Source organism: Geobacillus jurassicus NBRC 107829 (assembly GCF_001544315.1).
GTDB lineage: Bacteria > Bacillota > Bacilli > Bacillales > Anoxybacillaceae > Geobacillus > Geobacillus jurassicus.
Map to the genome: position 1 here is coordinate 89,709 of NZ_BCQG01000001.1, position 14,949 is coordinate 104,657.

At 57.5% G+C, this 14,949-nt stretch carries 13 protein-coding genes; all 13 read right to left on the reverse strand.

The genetic code is table 11. The features are described from left to right. Window positions 1-95: 95 nt before the first annotated feature. The 13 genes from GJ1_RS00435 to GJ1_RS00495 all read right to left on the reverse strand — a co-directional run bounded on the left by GJ1_RS00435 (window position 96) and on the right by GJ1_RS00495 (window position 14,949). On the reverse strand, window positions 96-1,331 hold the full coding sequence (locus tag GJ1_RS00435; protein WP_066226932.1) for a hypothetical protein: 1,236 nt from the start codon (window positions 1,329-1,331) through the stop codon (window positions 96-98). Window positions 1,332-1,365: 34 nt separating this feature from the next. Next, the gene (locus GJ1_RS00440; protein WP_066226938.1) at window positions 1,366-2,280 is read right to left on the reverse strand and encodes a R2-like ligand-binding oxidase; all 915 of its coding nucleotides are present in this window, start codon (window positions 2,278-2,280) and stop codon (window positions 1,366-1,368) included. Between the two features lie 13 nt (window positions 2,281-2,293). Beyond that, on the reverse strand, window positions 2,294-3,784 hold the full coding sequence (locus GJ1_RS00445; RefSeq protein ID WP_066226940.1) for an aldehyde dehydrogenase family protein: 1,491 nt from the start codon (window positions 3,782-3,784) through the stop codon (window positions 2,294-2,296). 216 nt (window positions 3,785-4,000) lie between these two features. After that, window positions 4,001-4,429, reverse strand: a complete 429-nt coding sequence (locus GJ1_RS00450) for a hypothetical protein (RefSeq protein ID WP_044736794.1) — start codon at window positions 4,427-4,429, stop codon at window positions 4,001-4,003. Window positions 4,430-4,599: 170 nt separating this feature from the next. Further along, window positions 4,600-5,706, reverse strand: a complete 1,107-nt coding sequence (locus tag GJ1_RS00455; protein ID WP_066226943.1) for a Zn-dependent alcohol dehydrogenase — start codon at window positions 5,704-5,706, stop codon at window positions 4,600-4,602. 27 nt (window positions 5,707-5,733) lie between these two features. After that, window positions 5,734-6,060 (reverse strand): hypothetical protein, encoded by a 327-nt coding sequence (locus GJ1_RS00460; RefSeq protein ID WP_044736796.1) that lies wholly within the window; start codon window positions 6,058-6,060, stop codon window positions 5,734-5,736. 15 nt (window positions 6,061-6,075) lie between these two features. Further along, window positions 6,076-7,821: an ABC1 kinase family protein gene (locus GJ1_RS00465; RefSeq protein WP_066226946.1), complete on the reverse strand. Its 1,746-nt coding sequence runs from the start codon at window positions 7,819-7,821 to the stop codon at window positions 6,076-6,078. Window positions 7,822-8,066: 245 nt separating this feature from the next. Then, on the reverse strand, window positions 8,067-9,209 hold the full coding sequence (locus tag GJ1_RS00470; RefSeq protein WP_066226949.1) for a thiolase family protein: 1,143 nt from the start codon (window positions 9,207-9,209) through the stop codon (window positions 8,067-8,069). A gap of 72 nt (window positions 9,210-9,281) precedes the next feature. Next, the gene (locus GJ1_RS00475) at window positions 9,282-10,124 is read right to left on the reverse strand and encodes an SDR family NAD(P)-dependent oxidoreductase (RefSeq protein WP_066226954.1); all 843 of its coding nucleotides are present in this window, start codon (window positions 10,122-10,124) and stop codon (window positions 9,282-9,284) included. A gap of 15 nt (window positions 10,125-10,139) precedes the next feature. Further along, window positions 10,140-10,931, reverse strand: a complete 792-nt coding sequence (locus GJ1_RS00480) for an enoyl-CoA hydratase/isomerase family protein (protein ID WP_066226956.1) — start codon at window positions 10,929-10,931, stop codon at window positions 10,140-10,142. 108 nt (window positions 10,932-11,039) lie between these two features. Beyond that, window positions 11,040-12,254, reverse strand: a complete 1,215-nt coding sequence (locus GJ1_RS00485; protein WP_066226959.1) for an acyl-CoA dehydrogenase family protein — start codon at window positions 12,252-12,254, stop codon at window positions 11,040-11,042. Next, window positions 12,251-13,393, reverse strand: a complete 1,143-nt coding sequence (locus GJ1_RS00490; RefSeq protein WP_066226961.1) for an acyl-CoA dehydrogenase family protein — start codon at window positions 13,391-13,393, stop codon at window positions 12,251-12,253. The genes GJ1_RS00485 and GJ1_RS00490 overlap by 4 nt, the downstream gene beginning before the upstream one ends. Before the next feature lie 20 nt (window positions 13,394-13,413). Next, entirely contained in the window at window positions 13,414-14,949 is a 1,536-nt protein-coding gene (locus GJ1_RS00495) for a class I adenylate-forming enzyme family protein (protein WP_066226963.1), read from the reverse strand.

The window sequence follows — 14,949 nt, forward strand, 5'->3', positions numbered from 1 at the left end:
TTATTTTGCACGTCACGCTCCGCAAAAAAGGGCGGAAATCGCCCTTTTTTGCGGCTTGCGCAACATGTCCGTTGATTCGGCGCACCCCTTCCCACTTATGGCAGCGCCCGCAGCCAGCTTTTCAGCTCTTTTTTCTGTTGTTCCAGCTGTTGTTTCACTTTCTGCAGCTGTTCAAGCTGCGCTTCATACTGTTGAACGCGTTCCGCTGCCTCTTTGATCGTCTCCTTTACTTCTCCCGCATCGGGAAGCGGCGCGGGCAGCCCTCGCGTTGGCAACAGTTGTCCACCCCATGCCCCATCCGTTTGCTTCTTCTGATCCAGCTCCTGTTGCATGTTTTTCAACTGTTCGTTTGTCTGCCGCAAGATGGCATCGATTTGTGCCAGCTGTTCAGTCAGCTGCTCCGTCTGGCTGCGGATCATCTGCTCGATGCCATCGAGCGTCTTCCCGCTCACCCCGGATTGCACCGCGTCGCTGATTTGGTCGATCAGCTCGCTTGTTTTCTTCTGTTCTTCTTTCACTTCCTCGATCAACCCGCCCGCCGGGTCAGGCGATGGAACGGTGATGGTTGACGGCGGCTCGGCGGGAGCAGTTGGGATCGATGGCATCTCTTCTTTCTCAGGTGCCGGTTTTGCGGATGGCGGATCGTTTCCGTCCCCCGCCCCATTGCTGCTTCCATTCGTCGGCCCACTGGGCGCAGCGGAAGATGGTTCATCCGGCGATGCGCTCGGTTCCGATGGCGCGGTTGGCTTTTCTCCTGATGACGGCGCAGCCGGCTGATCGGTTTCCGTTGACGTCTCTGGCGGTTGGCCCCCATTCGATTTCATCGAGCTGCCATTATCCACTGAAGCCGTTCCGAACGCCGCAGCAGCGGATAACTGCGGAATGGTAAGCTCATCCGCCGTCAGTTCTGTCGCGACTACCGTTACATCTTTCAAACATTGCTCGACAAGCGGCACGCCATCCATGCACAGCCCGCCGATTTCCATTTTTTTCACTCTCATTTTCATCCATTTTGTCCGCGCAACTTGATCGGTATGGAACGTAAACGACACGGTGTGCCCCGCGATCGTTTGTTGTTTCGTCAATGTCATCCCGTATATTTTCGCTTGAATAAAGGCGATGGGCATATCTCCCGTGAAAACGACGGGGACTTTTAGAATGATTCCTCCTAAATCGATCGTCCCAACCACTTTATCTGCATGTATGACAAATCCGGACGGTTCCTGTCCTTCTGCCGCCGCCCGGCCGGCGCCGCCCAAAAGCCAGCCAACAACGGCAGCCAAAACGGTCACAACGGAAAGGGCAACAAGTTTTCTCAAGCGTTCAGCCATCTTCATCCCCCTGTCAGCAACCCTGCGCCGATTTTCAACGTTCCGCCTCACTCAACGTTTTTTCGAGCTCCTCAACGCTGTCATACCGTTTCGCTCGGCTGATTTGTTTTTTGCGAATGTTGAATTGTTTGACGACATAGTTGTTCAGCAGCTCATAGTCAATTTCCAACGCATACGTGCGAGCGAGCTGCTGCTGGCGTTGTCCAAGCTCGGTCAAATAGGCGACGTAGCCGACGACGTGCGGCCATAATTCATCCATATACTTGATGAACAAATCGTAATACCGCTCGTTTTCGTTGACGAGCCGCTGAATCGTATAAATGCCGAACTGAATATGGCGGCCTTCGTCCATGTTCAAGTAATCGATCCCTTGCAAAAGGCCTGGGAACAGCCCGGCTTTTTTGTAAATTTGCCGGAACGTGTAATAGCCCGATTCGGCGAGCGTCCCTTCGACGATCATGTTGTAGACGGTGGCGGCGCGAATGATCGCTTCCGGGGAATCGTCGGTGTACAGCCGGTTCATCGCCTCCGGCAGCGCCTCGTAAAAAATGCGTTTATAATGGTCATTATGGAAGACGGATAAATCCATTTGCCCGATGCCGACGGCTTGCTGCCAGCGGGAAAACATCTCGACATGTTTCGCTTCATCATGCATAAACGTCGTCAAAAACATCACATCTTCGAGCCGCCCTTGGCGCGCGAGGGCGTTCGTCATCGGCAAAATATCGAGCGTCACCGCTTCCTCTCCAGCGGAAAATCCGGCAACGAGCGGCAATGCCGCAATTTTTTCTTCGCTCGTCAGACTGGCGAAATCTTTTTGATCCTGGCTGAAGTCGATGTCCGCGGGATTCCATTTCCCATTCCGCTTTGCTTTTTCGTACAGTTTGTACATCGGATGCTCCCAATCGATCGTTCCTTTCACCGTTTGAAATCCATTATGGTGGACCATCGGATTCCCCTCCTTAAAACAATGTCATTGGCCGTTCGTTGATATCGCAAATGATCGTTTTCGTCTCCATGTACGGCTCGAGCGCCTGCATCCCGAGCTCGCGGCCGAGGCCGCTTTGCTTGTAGCCGCCAAACGGGGCGGTCGGGGACAGCACTTGGTACGTGTTGATCCACACAGTTCCGCTTTTCACCCGCTGCGCTAAGCGGAGCGCCCGTTTGATATCGTTCGTCCAAACAGCGGCAGCCAAGCCATAAATCGTATCGTTGGCGATGCGAACCGCTTCCTCTTCATCTTGAAACGGAATGACAGCGGCGACCGGCCCGAAAATTTCTTCACGGGCGATGCACATCGATGGCGATACATCGGCAAAGACAGTCGGTTCGATAAAATAGCCGCCGCCAAGCCCATCTAAAGCGCTCCCTCCTGCAACGAGCTTCGCCCCTTCCTGCTTGCCGATGTCGATATAGCGGAGCACTTTGTCGTATTGCTCCCGGCTGATGACGGGGCCAAGGTCGCTGCGCGCATCCGTGCCGGGCCCGACTTTCAGCTTTTTCGCCCTGTCGGCAAGCTTCACGACAAACTCCTCATAAATGGGCTGTTCGACTAAAATGCGGCTTCCCGCTTGGCACACTTGCCCTGAATTGTAGAACACGCCAAACAGCGCGCTTTTCGCCGCCTGTTCAAGATCCGCGTCCGCAAAGATGATATTCGGCGACTTCCCGCCGAGCTCGAGCGTCACCCGCTTAATATGGGGGGCAGCCGCTTGCAAGATATGGCGCCCGGTTTCCGTCTCGCCGGTAAACGCGATTTTCGGCACGCCCGGATGGCGGACGAGCGCTTTGCCGGCCTCATCCAGCCCCGGCAAGACGTTGACGACCCCCTCCGGCACGCCGGCCTCATGGCAAATCTCCGCAAGCTTCAACGCCGTAAGCGGCGTTTCCGGCGCCGGTTTTAACACCATCGTACAGCCGGCCGCCAACGCCGGAGCGATTTTCCACGTCGGCATAAGCAACGGAAAGTTCCACGGGGTGATGAGCCCGGCAACCCCGATCGGCTCTTTCACCGTCCACGCCACATAATCGGGCGCCGAGCCGGCGACGGAAAACGGCAGCACGTCCCCTTGCGGCTGGACGACGAGCGAGGCAAAAAAGTCAAAACAGTCGGCGGCAAGCGGAATTTCGATAAACAGCGCTTGATTCATCGGCATGCCGTTTTCTCGTGTCATCAGCTGCGCCAGTTCGTAATGGTGCTGGCGGATCAACTCGGCAATGCGCCGCAAGATGCGCCCGCGCTCGAGCGGCGGAATCGACAGCCAGCGCCGGTCCGCAAACGCCTCTTCGGCGATGGCGACCGCGATGCTGACATCTTTTTCCCCGGCGTTGGCCACACGGGCCGTCACTTGGCCTGTCGCCGGGTCGATGACGTCAAACATGGCGCCGTCCGCCGCCGGCCGCCATTCGCCGCCGATCCATAAGTGAGCTTCTGTCGCTTTCGCGGAAATCATCATCGTCTCCCCTTTCCAAAGCTCCCCCTTCCTTCCAGCAAAGGGAGGAGAGGCCGCTTGAGAATGCTCCTAATGAATGAGCCGCCTCAAATGTCAGGCAACGTTTCGAACGGTCTACCCATTTCTGTTCGGTTTCGTGCTATATCGGGCGCACGGCGAGGCGCCGCTTCGCCCGATCCGTCTTCGCGGCGGCCAGGCCGCCGTCAGCCCTGCCCGCTACAGCAGCAAGTCATTCCGCCCGATTTCCTGCAAATATTCGCGGTACGCCGGGTAAATGGCGTCCAGCTGCGGCAGCACTTTCAAGGCGTTCACAAGCGGCCCTCGCACTTTGATTTGCTGGCGGGCGAGCGCCTGCTGCAAGTCGAGCCGTCCTAGCCAAAACTTATGCCCGACATCAGCCGTCTGCTCAAAAATGAGCTCCGGGCGCAATTCCGTTTCGCCGCAGACGATTTTCAACTTTCCGTTTTCTTCGGTCCATGTGATTTTCGCTTCCGGCTTATGAAAAATATATTGGACATACGCGTCATAGCCGGGGCCTAGCTCCGTCGATGCGATCAATTCCTTTGACTCTTCCGTCTCCGCCACCCTCTCAAAAAAGCGGCCGAGGACGTCGTACAATTCTTGCTCGCTTTGAAACACCGGCATGCATATCCCCCTCTCGTCTCGATCGTTCAACGTTTTTCGATCCCCTCGTTTGCTCGCCAAAACACCGGTCTTCCCGTTTTCGGCCAAGGGCAGATGGAACGCCCTCTTTCCAGCCGCCCAACAGATCCTCTTGTTTGTTCGCCCAAGCGTACGTGGGGCGGCTTGTCGTCTTATTCCTCAAAGCGGATGAGGCCGCGAATGTTTTGCCCGTTCTTTAGGGCGGCGAACCCGTCGTTGATTTGCTCGAGCGAATAGACGGCGCTGATGAGCGGTTCGAGCTTCAGCTTGCCCGCCGCGTACAAATCAAGCAGCTTCGGGTAGTCAACCGGCGGGTTGCCTTGGCCGAGCCACGAACCGGTCAACGTTTTTGATTGGGACGGCAGCGAAAAGGCGTTGATTTCCACCGTCTCATGCGGGGCGGCGATGCCGACGATGACCGTCGTTCCCGCTTTTCTCGTCATGTTATACGCATCGGCCATCGTCTCCGGACGTCCGATCGCTTCAAATGCATAGTCGACGCCAAGGCCGTCAGTCAAGTCGAGCACGGCGCTGACGGCATCCTCCTCGTGGGCGTTGACGGTGTGCGTCGCCCCGAACGTTTTCGTCATCGCCAACTTTTCCTCAATGACATCGATGGCGATAATTTGTTTCGCCCCGGCTAACGCCGCCCCTTGGATGATGTTGAATCCGACGCCGCCGGCGCCAATCACAGCGACCGTGCTGCCCGGGCGAACGCGGGCGGAATGAATGACCGCTCCCACCCCGGTCATGACGCTGCAGCTGATCAACGCCGCCAGCTCAAACGGCACATCGCGGCGAATCGGGATGGCCGCCTGTTCCGGCACGACGGTGTATTCGCTGAACGCTCCGGCGGTTAAAAATTGATAGACCGGCTTTCCCCGTAGCGAAAAGCGCGTCGTCCCATCCGGCAGTGTTCCGGTCGCCGTCAGCCGAGCCGCCTCCTCGCACAGATCGGGCCGTCCGGTGCGGCAGTAATGGCAAACGCCGCATGACGGCACCCAATTGAGCACCACATGATCGCCTTGTTTGACACTTGTCACTCCTTCCCCGACTTCCTCGACAATGCCCGCTCCTTCGTGGCCGAGCACAATGGGAAGCGGGAGCGGCAATTGCCCTTGAACCACATGCCAATCGCTATGGCAAAGGCCCGCCGCTTTCAGTTTCACTTTGACTTCCCCGCGCCGCGGGCGCGCCACATCCACTTCTTCGATCGCCAGCGGCTCCCCGTAGCGATGCAATACTGCGGCTTTTGCCATGTTGTTCCCTCCTTTTCCATCCGCCCATTACGCCCGCTTGCCGGCCATATCCTCTTCCTCTTCACGGGTGCCGCGGCCCCGCAATGCATCCAAATAGGCGTCCCATTCCTGCTTGAGCGCTGATTTCAGCTTAAAAAAACCGAGAATAAGCGAGCGTGTTGAATGATCTTGCAAAAACACCTCACGAAACGCGTCTTCGAATTCTTCCCGTTTTCCTGGAATGCCATGATCCTTTCCATAAAGCAAATGCCTATCAAGCAGCCTCCGGATCGTCGGATTGCCCGGCCCTCCGCTTTGCCGGTAAAACGCCTCGATGCGCTTTGACATCGTCAGCTCTTCTTGTTCCTCGCGCACGTTTTTCCCCCCTCTTTAAAATCGCGGCCGCTGTCTGCGCGTGCGGAACAGCCGCCAGCCAAGGAAAACGACCAAGATGACAGAAGCGGCCAAGCCGATGTTGGCGATCGTCGTTTTCTCCATGCCGAGAAACGTTCCGCCCGGGATGCTGGCGACAATAAACCCGGTGGCCATAATGATGGCAAACGTAATAAGGGAAAGCGCCAGCCGGTTGGCGATTTGATTGAGCATATTGCGCGTCACCGGGTCGGTTTGGACTTGCACGGTCATGCGCCATTTGTTTTCCGAAAGCGTCTCAAGCACTTTGTTGAATCGGCGCGGGAAGGTGGCGATCATTTCCGCCGTTTCAGCGACAAAGCTGGCGTTGGCGCGGAAATTAAAGCGCTTTCCGAGAATGCTTTTTAAAATCGGAATTTCATACGCCTCAACGACCTCGCCGTACGAGATTTCCGGACAGATCCAGCGCGCCGTCCCTTCGGTGGCGGAAAATCCTTTCGCCCAAAGCGCCAAGCCGTTGGGCACTTTGCAGTAGTTGCGGAGCCCGATCGCCGTCGCTTCGAGGACGAGGCGGCCGTAGTTGTAGCGGCTGCTTCCTTGGTGGGCGGAGACGTAGTTTAACGTCAACGTCCGCAGTTCATCTTTCAGTTTGGTGACATCGGTGTAAATGGTGGGCGACATGAGTTCCATAAACACTTCAGCTGCGTCTTCCGCCTGATTGAGCTGGATGTGCAAAATGACGCGCATTAAAATTTGCGCCATGATGCTGTCCATCCGCCCGGTCATACCCCAGTCGATGATGACCGCCTTTTTCGTCCGCTTGTCGATCATAATGTTGGAGCCGTGGGCATCCGCATGGTAGTGACCATCAAGCATCGTTTGCACGTAATGATGGACAAGGTCGATCATAATGTTGACCCGTTCTTCAAAGGTGAGAAAATCGACGGGAAAATCTTTAATGAGCCAACCGTCAATGTACTCCATGATCAATACGCTTTTCGTCGCTTCATACACGTGCGGAACCGTGACATGTTCAGCCCTCCTTTCGTACTTTTGCTTCATTTCTCGCATTTTTCTTGCTTCTTCCGTCATGTCAAGCTCATCCATGGCGCTGCTGTAATAATCTTGCACGAGGCCTCCCAAGTCGAGAGCAGCCTGCAGTTCGGGCGGCAGCCGCTTTTGCAGGCGGGCGGCCATGTTTTTGATGATGGCGATATCGGTCTGAAACAGCTTTTCGACCGTCGGGCGCACGACTTTCACGGCCACAACAGGTCCGTCTTTCAACTTTGCTTTATATACTTGCGCAAGCGACGCCGAACCGAGCGGCTCTTCTTCGATCCATTCAAACGTCTCGAGGCCGTCGGGCAGTTCCCGCTCCAAAATGTACTCGATTTTGGCAAACTCAATGGGCGGCACGCGGTCAAGTAATCTTTCAAGTTCGAGCGTAATCGGTTCCGGCAATAAGTCTTGCCTTGTGACGAGCACTTGCCCGAGTTTGATGAACGTCGGGCCGAGCTCCTCGAACGCCAAGCGCAGTCGCCGGCCAATATGGCGCCAATAGTCATGGTCTCCCTTTTTCCCCCGCAGCTTATGGGCGATGGCGTCGCCAAGCACCATGCCAAGCCCGTTTTTGACGAGCGTGGCGATGATTTTCCGCCGCCGTTTTCCCGCCGTAATGGCAGCCAGCTCCTCCTCAATGGCGGCGCCGACCGCTGCCCAGTCGCGCTCCGGTTTCGGCTTTGCCGTTTCAATCGACGCGTGCAAACAGCTTCCCTCCTTTCCGGCTCAGTCTAAAAGCTGCGAACAACAACCATTCCCCTTTAAATCGATGGTTCTCAAGTGAAGAGAAAAGAAAGATCTATAAGGCTTTTTTATGTTTTCGACGGCCGCCGGCCTTGAAAAGAAAGATCTATAAGGTTTTTCCATTTGAGAAACACCCATGTTGAACTGCATTTTCCGTTAACTCACCGGCCTCCTAGAGCGATGCGCACTGGCGTTGTTCCTTTTGTTTACAGCCGTTCAATCACGGTGGCGGTTGCCATGCCAAAGCCGATGCACATGACTTGAAGCCCATATTTCCCGTTCATATCCTCAAGCTCATGGAGCAGCGTGGTCATCAACCGGGCTCCGCTCGCGCCAAGCGGATGGCCGAGGGCGATCGCCCCGCCGCGCGGGTTCACTTTCGTCATATCCGGCTCAAGTTCTCGCTCCCATGCTTTGACGACCGAAGCAAACGCTTCATTGACCTCGATCGCATCCATTTGATCGAGGCGCAAACCGGCCTTTTGCAAAACGCTTCTCGTCGCGGGAATAATGCCGGTGAGCATCATGACCGGATCTTCGCCGACGACGGTGCGGGCGACGATGCGGGCCCTAGGCCGCAAGCCAAGCGCTGCCGCCTTTTCTGCGGACATAAGCAGCACGCCGGCCGCTCCGTCGCTCACTTGGCTGGAATTGCCGGCGGTGATGACGCCGCCTTTCGGCTGAAACGACGGCGTTAACGCCGCTAACTTTTCGAGCGAGGTGTCGCGCCGAATCCCTTCGTCGCGGGTGAAGGACACCGCCCCCTCCTCGCCCGGCACGTCAAGCGGAATGATTTCCCGCTCAAACATCCCGCGGTCGGTTGCCGCCGCCGCTTTTTCATGGCTTTGCAAGGAAAACTCATCAAGCTCTTCCCGCGACAATTCCCATTTTTTTGCAATCATCTCCGCCGAAATTCCTTGCGGCACAATGTTGTACCGGCTTGTCAGCTGGCGGCTGAACCGCCCCATGTCGCTTCCCATCGGAACGCGCGTCATGCTTTCGACCCCAGCGGCGATGGCAATGTCGATGTCGCCGGCCAAAATGGCCTGCGCCGCGTTATGGATGGCTTGCTGGCTCGAGCCGCACATCCGGTTTAACGAAAACGCCGGAACCTCCACCGGGAATCCGGCGGCGAGCACCGCCTGGCGGCCGATATTGCCGCCTTGTTCCCCGGTCATCGTCACGCAGCCGACGACAACGTCTTCCACCAAGCTGGCATCCAGCCCATTTCGATCGACAAGCGCCCGCAGCACCGGAACAAGCAAATCGACCGGATGGACGTTCGAGAGCGCCCCTTTTTTCTTGCCGATCGCCGTGCGCACAGCGTCGATAATAACGACTTCCCTCATGCCCCTCCTCCTGTTCTTTGTGAAAATCGAATCTCCTCCGATGGCACGCCTCAAAACGCAGCGGCCGTTTCGTCAAAACGTAAACAATTCAATGCCGCCTGATACGTTCAACCCGATCCCAGTAATGTATTTCGCTTTATCCGAGCAAAGGAACACGATGGCGTTGGCCACATCTTCCGGCTCGCCCGGGCGGCGGAACGCCGTGCGTTGGATCATCCGCTCGTTCATTTTCGGGTTGCCCATGCGGAACGCTTCCGTATTGATGATGCCCGGCACGATGGCGTTGACGGTGATGCCGTAGCGCGCCCCTTCAAGCGCCATGCTTTTCGTAAAGCTCAACACCGCTCCTTTTGTCGCCGAATAGCTCGCCTGGCCGAAGCCGCCAAGCGTCCCGGCAACCGACGACATGTTGATGATCCGCCCCCATCCTTGCTCTTTCATATACGGCCATACCGCTTTCGTGCAGTTGTACGTGCCGGTCAAGTTCACCCGCAAATCGCGCTCCCAAAAGTCGTCGTTTTGCTTTTCAATTTGCGAAACGTGGTCGAGCGTGCCCGCATTGTTGACCAAAATATCAATCGAACCGAACTCTTCCTTGACGCGGGCGAATACTTCCTTCACCTGCTGGCGGTCGGTGACGTCCATTTTGAGAGCCAGCGCCCGCCGCCCCATGGCGCGGATTTCCTCGGCCGTTTTTTCGGCATAGACAACTTTCGTGCTTTGCATCACTTGCGAGAGCGGCCCATATTTTTGCGCCGTCTGTTTGCTTTCTTCATCCGATTCAAGCAAAATATCGGTAATGACGACATCTGCCCCGGCTTCCGCGAGCGCCAAGGCGTCCGCGCGCCCGAGCCCCCGCGAAGCGCCGGTGACGACCGCCACTTTTCCTTTCAGCAGCTCCGCCCATGACGACATCGGTGATCCCTCCATTTACCGTAAAAATTGCGGTTGTTTCTTTTGGAAAAACGCCGCCAGCCCGATCGCCGGCTCTCCCGTCTTAAACGTGGCCGCAAATGACGCCGCTTCGATGCCAAAACCGTCGTCCGGGAGCGCCTCGGCCGCATAGATGGCCCGCTTGGCAAGCCCCATCGCCCGCACCGCTCCTTCCGACAGCTGTTCGGCCAATGCCGTCGCTTCCTCTTCGAGCCGCTCCGGGGACGTGACGCGATGAACGAGGCCGAGTTCAAGCGCTTCTTGCGGGTCCAACCGTTTGGCGAGAAAAATGAGTTCGGTCGCTTTCGCCCGCCCGATGAGGCGCGTCAGCCGCTGCGTGCCGCCCGCGCCAGGGATCAGGCCGAGCGATACTTCCGTCAGGCCGATTTTTCCTCCGCCCATGATGCGGAAATCGCACGCCAAGGCGAGCTCGCAGCCGCCGCCAAGCGCGTAGCCGTTAATGGCGGCGATGACCGGCTTCGGCATCGTGGCAAAGCGGTCGAAGCAGCGCTGCATGCGGGCGCTTTGTTCGGCGATGCCGGATTCGTTGCCGGCAAACTGGGTTCCCCGCTGAATCATGTCCTTTAAATCCGCGCCGGCGAGAAACGTTTTCGGATGCGCCGACGCGATGACGACAACGCGCACGCCGCGGTCGGCTTCCAATTCATCGGCCGCTTGTTCCAACTCTTCCATCAGCCGCTCGCTAATGGCGTTCGCCGGCGGGTTGTCGATGATGACCCAAGCCACCCCTTTGTCCCGCCGTTCTAGGCGCAACGTTTCATAAGGCAATGGAATTCCTCCTTTCGCTCGGTCAGATCGATGATTTCACAAGCCATCGCGCTTGATTGCCATCTTTCTCAAACAGAGTGACGATTTTTGCCTGACGACACCAGCCTTCTATACGTGCACGCCGTATGGCGCATACAGCCGTCTTGCTGTGACAAGTCGCTGGATTTGCTGCGTGCCTTCGAAAATGTCAAACACTTTCACATCGCGGTACAATTTCTCGACCAAATGTCCGTCAAGGCCGACTGGTCCGAGCAGCTCGAGACACATCGCACACACATGAAGCGCCATGTTGCCGGCTACTGCCTTGCAGACGGCCGCTTCCATCGCATTCGGCTCGCCGATGTCGGCTTTCCACGCCGCTTCCCATGTTAAAAGACGCGCCGCATTGATTTCTTGCTCCGCCTCGGCAAGCAGGGCGGCTGCTTCATAGTACAACCGTCCTTGTTTCGGGTACTCGCTGCGAACGATGTCAAGCGTATATTCATAGGCGGCGCGGGCGATGCCGACGGCCATGGCGGCGACGATCGGGCGTGTGCTGTCAAACGTTTTCATCGCCACTTGGAAGCCGGACGGTTGATTCGCGTTTGCGCTATACAGCTCTTCACCGCCAAGCAAATTTTCATTGGGAACAAAGCAGTCTTCAAACAAGAGCTCCGCGGTTTCGTTGGCGCGCAGGCCCATCTTATGAACGACGCGCGTCGCACTGAAGCCTGGCGTCCCTTTTTCGACGACAAATGCCCGGTGACCGGCGCGCCCGAGTGTCGGATCGACGGTGGCGAACACGACGACCCAGGAAGCGCGGGCGCCGTTCGTGATGAAAATTTTTTGCCCGTTTAAGATATAACCGCCGTCGACTTTCCTCGCCGTCGTGCGGATGCCGGACGCGTCCGATCCGGCTTCGGGCTCCGTCAGCGCGTAAGCTCCCCAGCGCGGCTCCTCCTTCATGAAAATGGACAAAAACCGCTGCTTCTGCTCCGGCGTGCCGCTCGATTGAATCGGCGGTCCGCCAAGGCCGGGGCCGGGAAGGGACAGAGCAATGCCCGGGCAGCCCCACGCAAGCTCCTCGGCGGCGATGACCGCCACGCGGTTGCCTTCGCGTTCTTTTTTCTCTTTTTTCCCTTCCGAATGAGACGGCGGACGCCCCCCGCTGAACGAGGACGTATTCAGCTGAATGCCCATTTTGTTGACTTTCTTGAGCCATTCGTCCGGCACCCGTCCGAGCCGGTCGGCCTCAAGCGCAATCGGGCGCATTTCATGTTTGGCGAACCAATGGACGAGCTCTTTGATTTGTTTTTGCTGCGGCGAGAATTCAAAGGAAATCATGGCGCCACCCTCTCTTTCCGTTTGCCCAGCAGCTGTTCGCCGCGGCGGATGAGCCAGTCCGTTTCCCGGCCGTACAGCATCACTTGCGCCTGGGCGTCGCGCATCCATTTTTCGACTGGATATTCTTGCACGTACCCGTGCCCGCCGAGCATTTGCACGGCCTGATCGGTGACATAGCGCAGCGAACGATGGGCCCGGGACAACGCGCTCCAGGCGCAGCCGTCCGCCTGTTCATCCCCTCGGTCAACCGCAGCGGCCGCTTGCCATACAAGCAGTTTCGCCCCGCGGCAGGCAAACGCCATCTCTGCGATCGTAAACGACACCCCTTGGAACTTGGCGATCTCTTGGCCGAACGCTTTTCTTCCAGCCGTATATTCGACCGCGTAATCGAGCGCCGCCTCCATCAAGCCGACTTCCTTCGCCGCTTCGATGACTTGATTTCGCGCGCGCACGCGGTTGAGCAATGTTTCCGCTTCCGGGCCGCGGGCGACGAGTTGTTCCGGACCGGCGTACACTTCCGCAAACCGAAGGCGCGCGATGCCGGAAGCAAGCAGCCCAAGCCTGATGTCCCCTTCTTCGATCTCCCATGCTCGCTCATCAAAGGCGAGCAATATCGGTTCCTCTTCCTCGTCCCTAGCGGCGATGACCACCCAGTCGGCTTTTGACGCCAAGCGGACTGGAGACGACACCCCGTCCACAATATATCCGCTGCCGCGCCGGCGCACGCGAATCGCTTGCTTCAGCGGTTCCTTTTGTCCTGCTTCATCGATCCACGCGACGGTCGGCCCTCCTCCTTTCGCCATTTCCCGATACCGATGCCATACGCGGTGTTCAGAAGAGAGGCGAAAAAGGGATGATGCCTCCCCAGCCCCCGGAAGCCCTTGAACGACGCCCAAATCGCCGTAGCTGAGCCCTTGCCAAATGAGCGCTTGCGACAGAAGCGGCAGTTCCAGGCCTCCCCACGATTCCGGGAGCTCGAGCGCCGACAAGCCGAGTTCGTCCACCCGGGCAATCAAGTCAGCTGAAACGGTCCGGCGCTTCTCGCACTCCCTCGCAGCCGGGCGAATTTTCTCGACGGCAAGGCTGCGGGCGACTTGAAAAAACGCCTGTTCTTCTTCAGTCGGTTGAAACGAAATCACCTTGTCCCTCTCCTTTTCCTTTACGATTGAACAGCGGAAATAAACTCGCTGGCCCATTCACGCAGCTTCTTTTTGTCCACTTTGCCGATCATGTTTTTCGGCAAGTAGCCGACCTTTTTCAAGAAGCGCGGGCTTTTGTATTTCGCCACCCGCTTTTGGCAAAACTCGATCAGCTCCTCTTCGGTCACTTGGGCCCCGCGCCTTACGACGACATACGCGGCGACTTCTTCTCCCATTTTCGGCGAAGGGACGCCGACGACGCCGGCTTCAAGCACATCGGGGTGAGACATGAGCAATTCCTCGATATCGCGTGGGTAAATATTGAATCCGCCGCGGATGATGACGTCTTTTTTCCGGTCGACGATAAACACATACCCATCTTCATCGATGAGCGCCATATCGCCGGTGTACAGCCATCCGCCGCGCAACGCCTGGCGAGTCTCCTCGTCTTTTCCGTAGTAGCCTTGGAAAACGTTCGGGCCGGAAACAATCAGTTCTCCGACTTCGTTCGGCGGCAGGCGGTTGCCATTCTCATCAACGACCGCCACCTTGACGCCGGGCAGCGGCAGCCCGACCGACCCCGGCTTGATCGGCTTCGTCGGATCGGTCGCCGTCACGATCGGCGCTGCCTCAGACAATCCGTACCCTTCCAAAATCAAGCAGCCGAACTTGCGCTGAAACTGACTAGCGAGCGAAGGCGGGAGCGACGCTGAGCCGGACACGCAAGCCGCCAGACTCGATGTATCGTATCGGTCGGCATCCGGGTAATGGCATAACGCGTGGAACATCGCCGGCACCATCGCCGTATGCGTCACACGATACCGTTCGATCGTCTCCAGCACTTTTTTCGGCTCGAAATACGGCAAAAGAACGACGCGATCGCCCAATAACAGCGCGACGTTCATCATCGTAAAGCCAAACGCGTGCGAGATCGGCAGCACCCCAAGCCCGACGCGGTCATATTCGGTTGGCAGCCGCTTCGCCATCTCGGCCGCAGCTTCGGCGTTCGTGTACAAGTTGCGGTGCGTCAGCACGACCCCTTTCGGCTGGCCGGTCGTTCCCGAAGTGTAAAGCAAGGCGGCCGGATCGTGTTCGCTGATCGCCACCTGCGGCATGCTGGTTGGAGCCTGCTCCATTCGCGTCCGCAAAGAACGCGGTGAAGCGGCGTCATCCAGCGTCACGATCACCGGCGGGGACGGCAGCTCATGGGCGGCCTCTTTCACCTTTGCCCACAGCATTTCCGCCGTCAGCACGACTTTCGGTTCGCAGTCTTTGAAAATGTAGCGAAGCTCTTGCGCCTGCAGCAGCGGCAGCACCGGCACGACAACCGCCCCTGCCTTCAAGACGCCGCTGAAGGCGACGATGGCTTCCGGGCTGTTCGGCATCGTTACAACAACGCGGTCGCCCGGCTTGACCCCAAGTTCGATCAAAACATGAGCCAACTGAGAGGAACGGGCATCGCAGTCGACATTCGTATATTCCCGCCCTTCAAAGATGAGCACCGGATACGCGCCATATTGCTCCATATTGTTCTTCCAAATCGCCCGCAAGTCCAT

Excerpts from the sequence above, each read along its gene's own strand:
- GJ1_RS00435 (WP_066226932.1), bottom strand. The coding sequence starts at position 1,331 with ATGGCTGAACGCTTGAGAAAACTTGTTGCCCTTTCCGTTGTGACCGTT.
- GJ1_RS00440 (WP_066226938.1), bottom strand. The coding sequence starts at position 2,280 with ATGGTCCACCATAATGGATTTCAAACGGTGAAAGGAACGATCGATTGG.
- GJ1_RS00445 (WP_066226940.1), bottom strand. The coding sequence starts at position 3,784 with ATGATTTCCGCGAAAGCGACAGAAGCTCACTTATGGATCGGCGGCGAA.
- GJ1_RS00450 (WP_044736794.1), bottom strand. The coding sequence starts at position 4,429 with ATGCCGGTGTTTCAAAGCGAGCAAGAATTGTACGACGTCCTCGGCCGC.
- GJ1_RS00455 (WP_066226943.1), bottom strand. The coding sequence starts at position 5,706 with ATGGCAAAAGCCGCAGTATTGCATCGCTACGGGGAGCCGCTGGCGATC.
- GJ1_RS00470 (WP_066226949.1), bottom strand. The coding sequence starts at position 9,209 with ATGAGGGAAGTCGTTATTATCGACGCTGTGCGCACGGCGATCGGCAAG.
- GJ1_RS00475 (WP_066226954.1), bottom strand. The coding sequence starts at position 10,124 with ATGTCGTCATGGGCGGAGCTGCTGAAAGGAAAAGTGGCGGTCGTCACC.
- GJ1_RS00485 (WP_066226959.1), bottom strand. The coding sequence starts at position 12,254 with ATGATTTCCTTTGAATTCTCGCCGCAGCAAAAACAAATCAAAGAGCTC.
- GJ1_RS00495 (WP_066226963.1), bottom strand. The coding sequence starts at position 14,949 with ATGGACTTGCGGGCGATTTGGAAGAACAATATGGAGCAATATGGCGCG.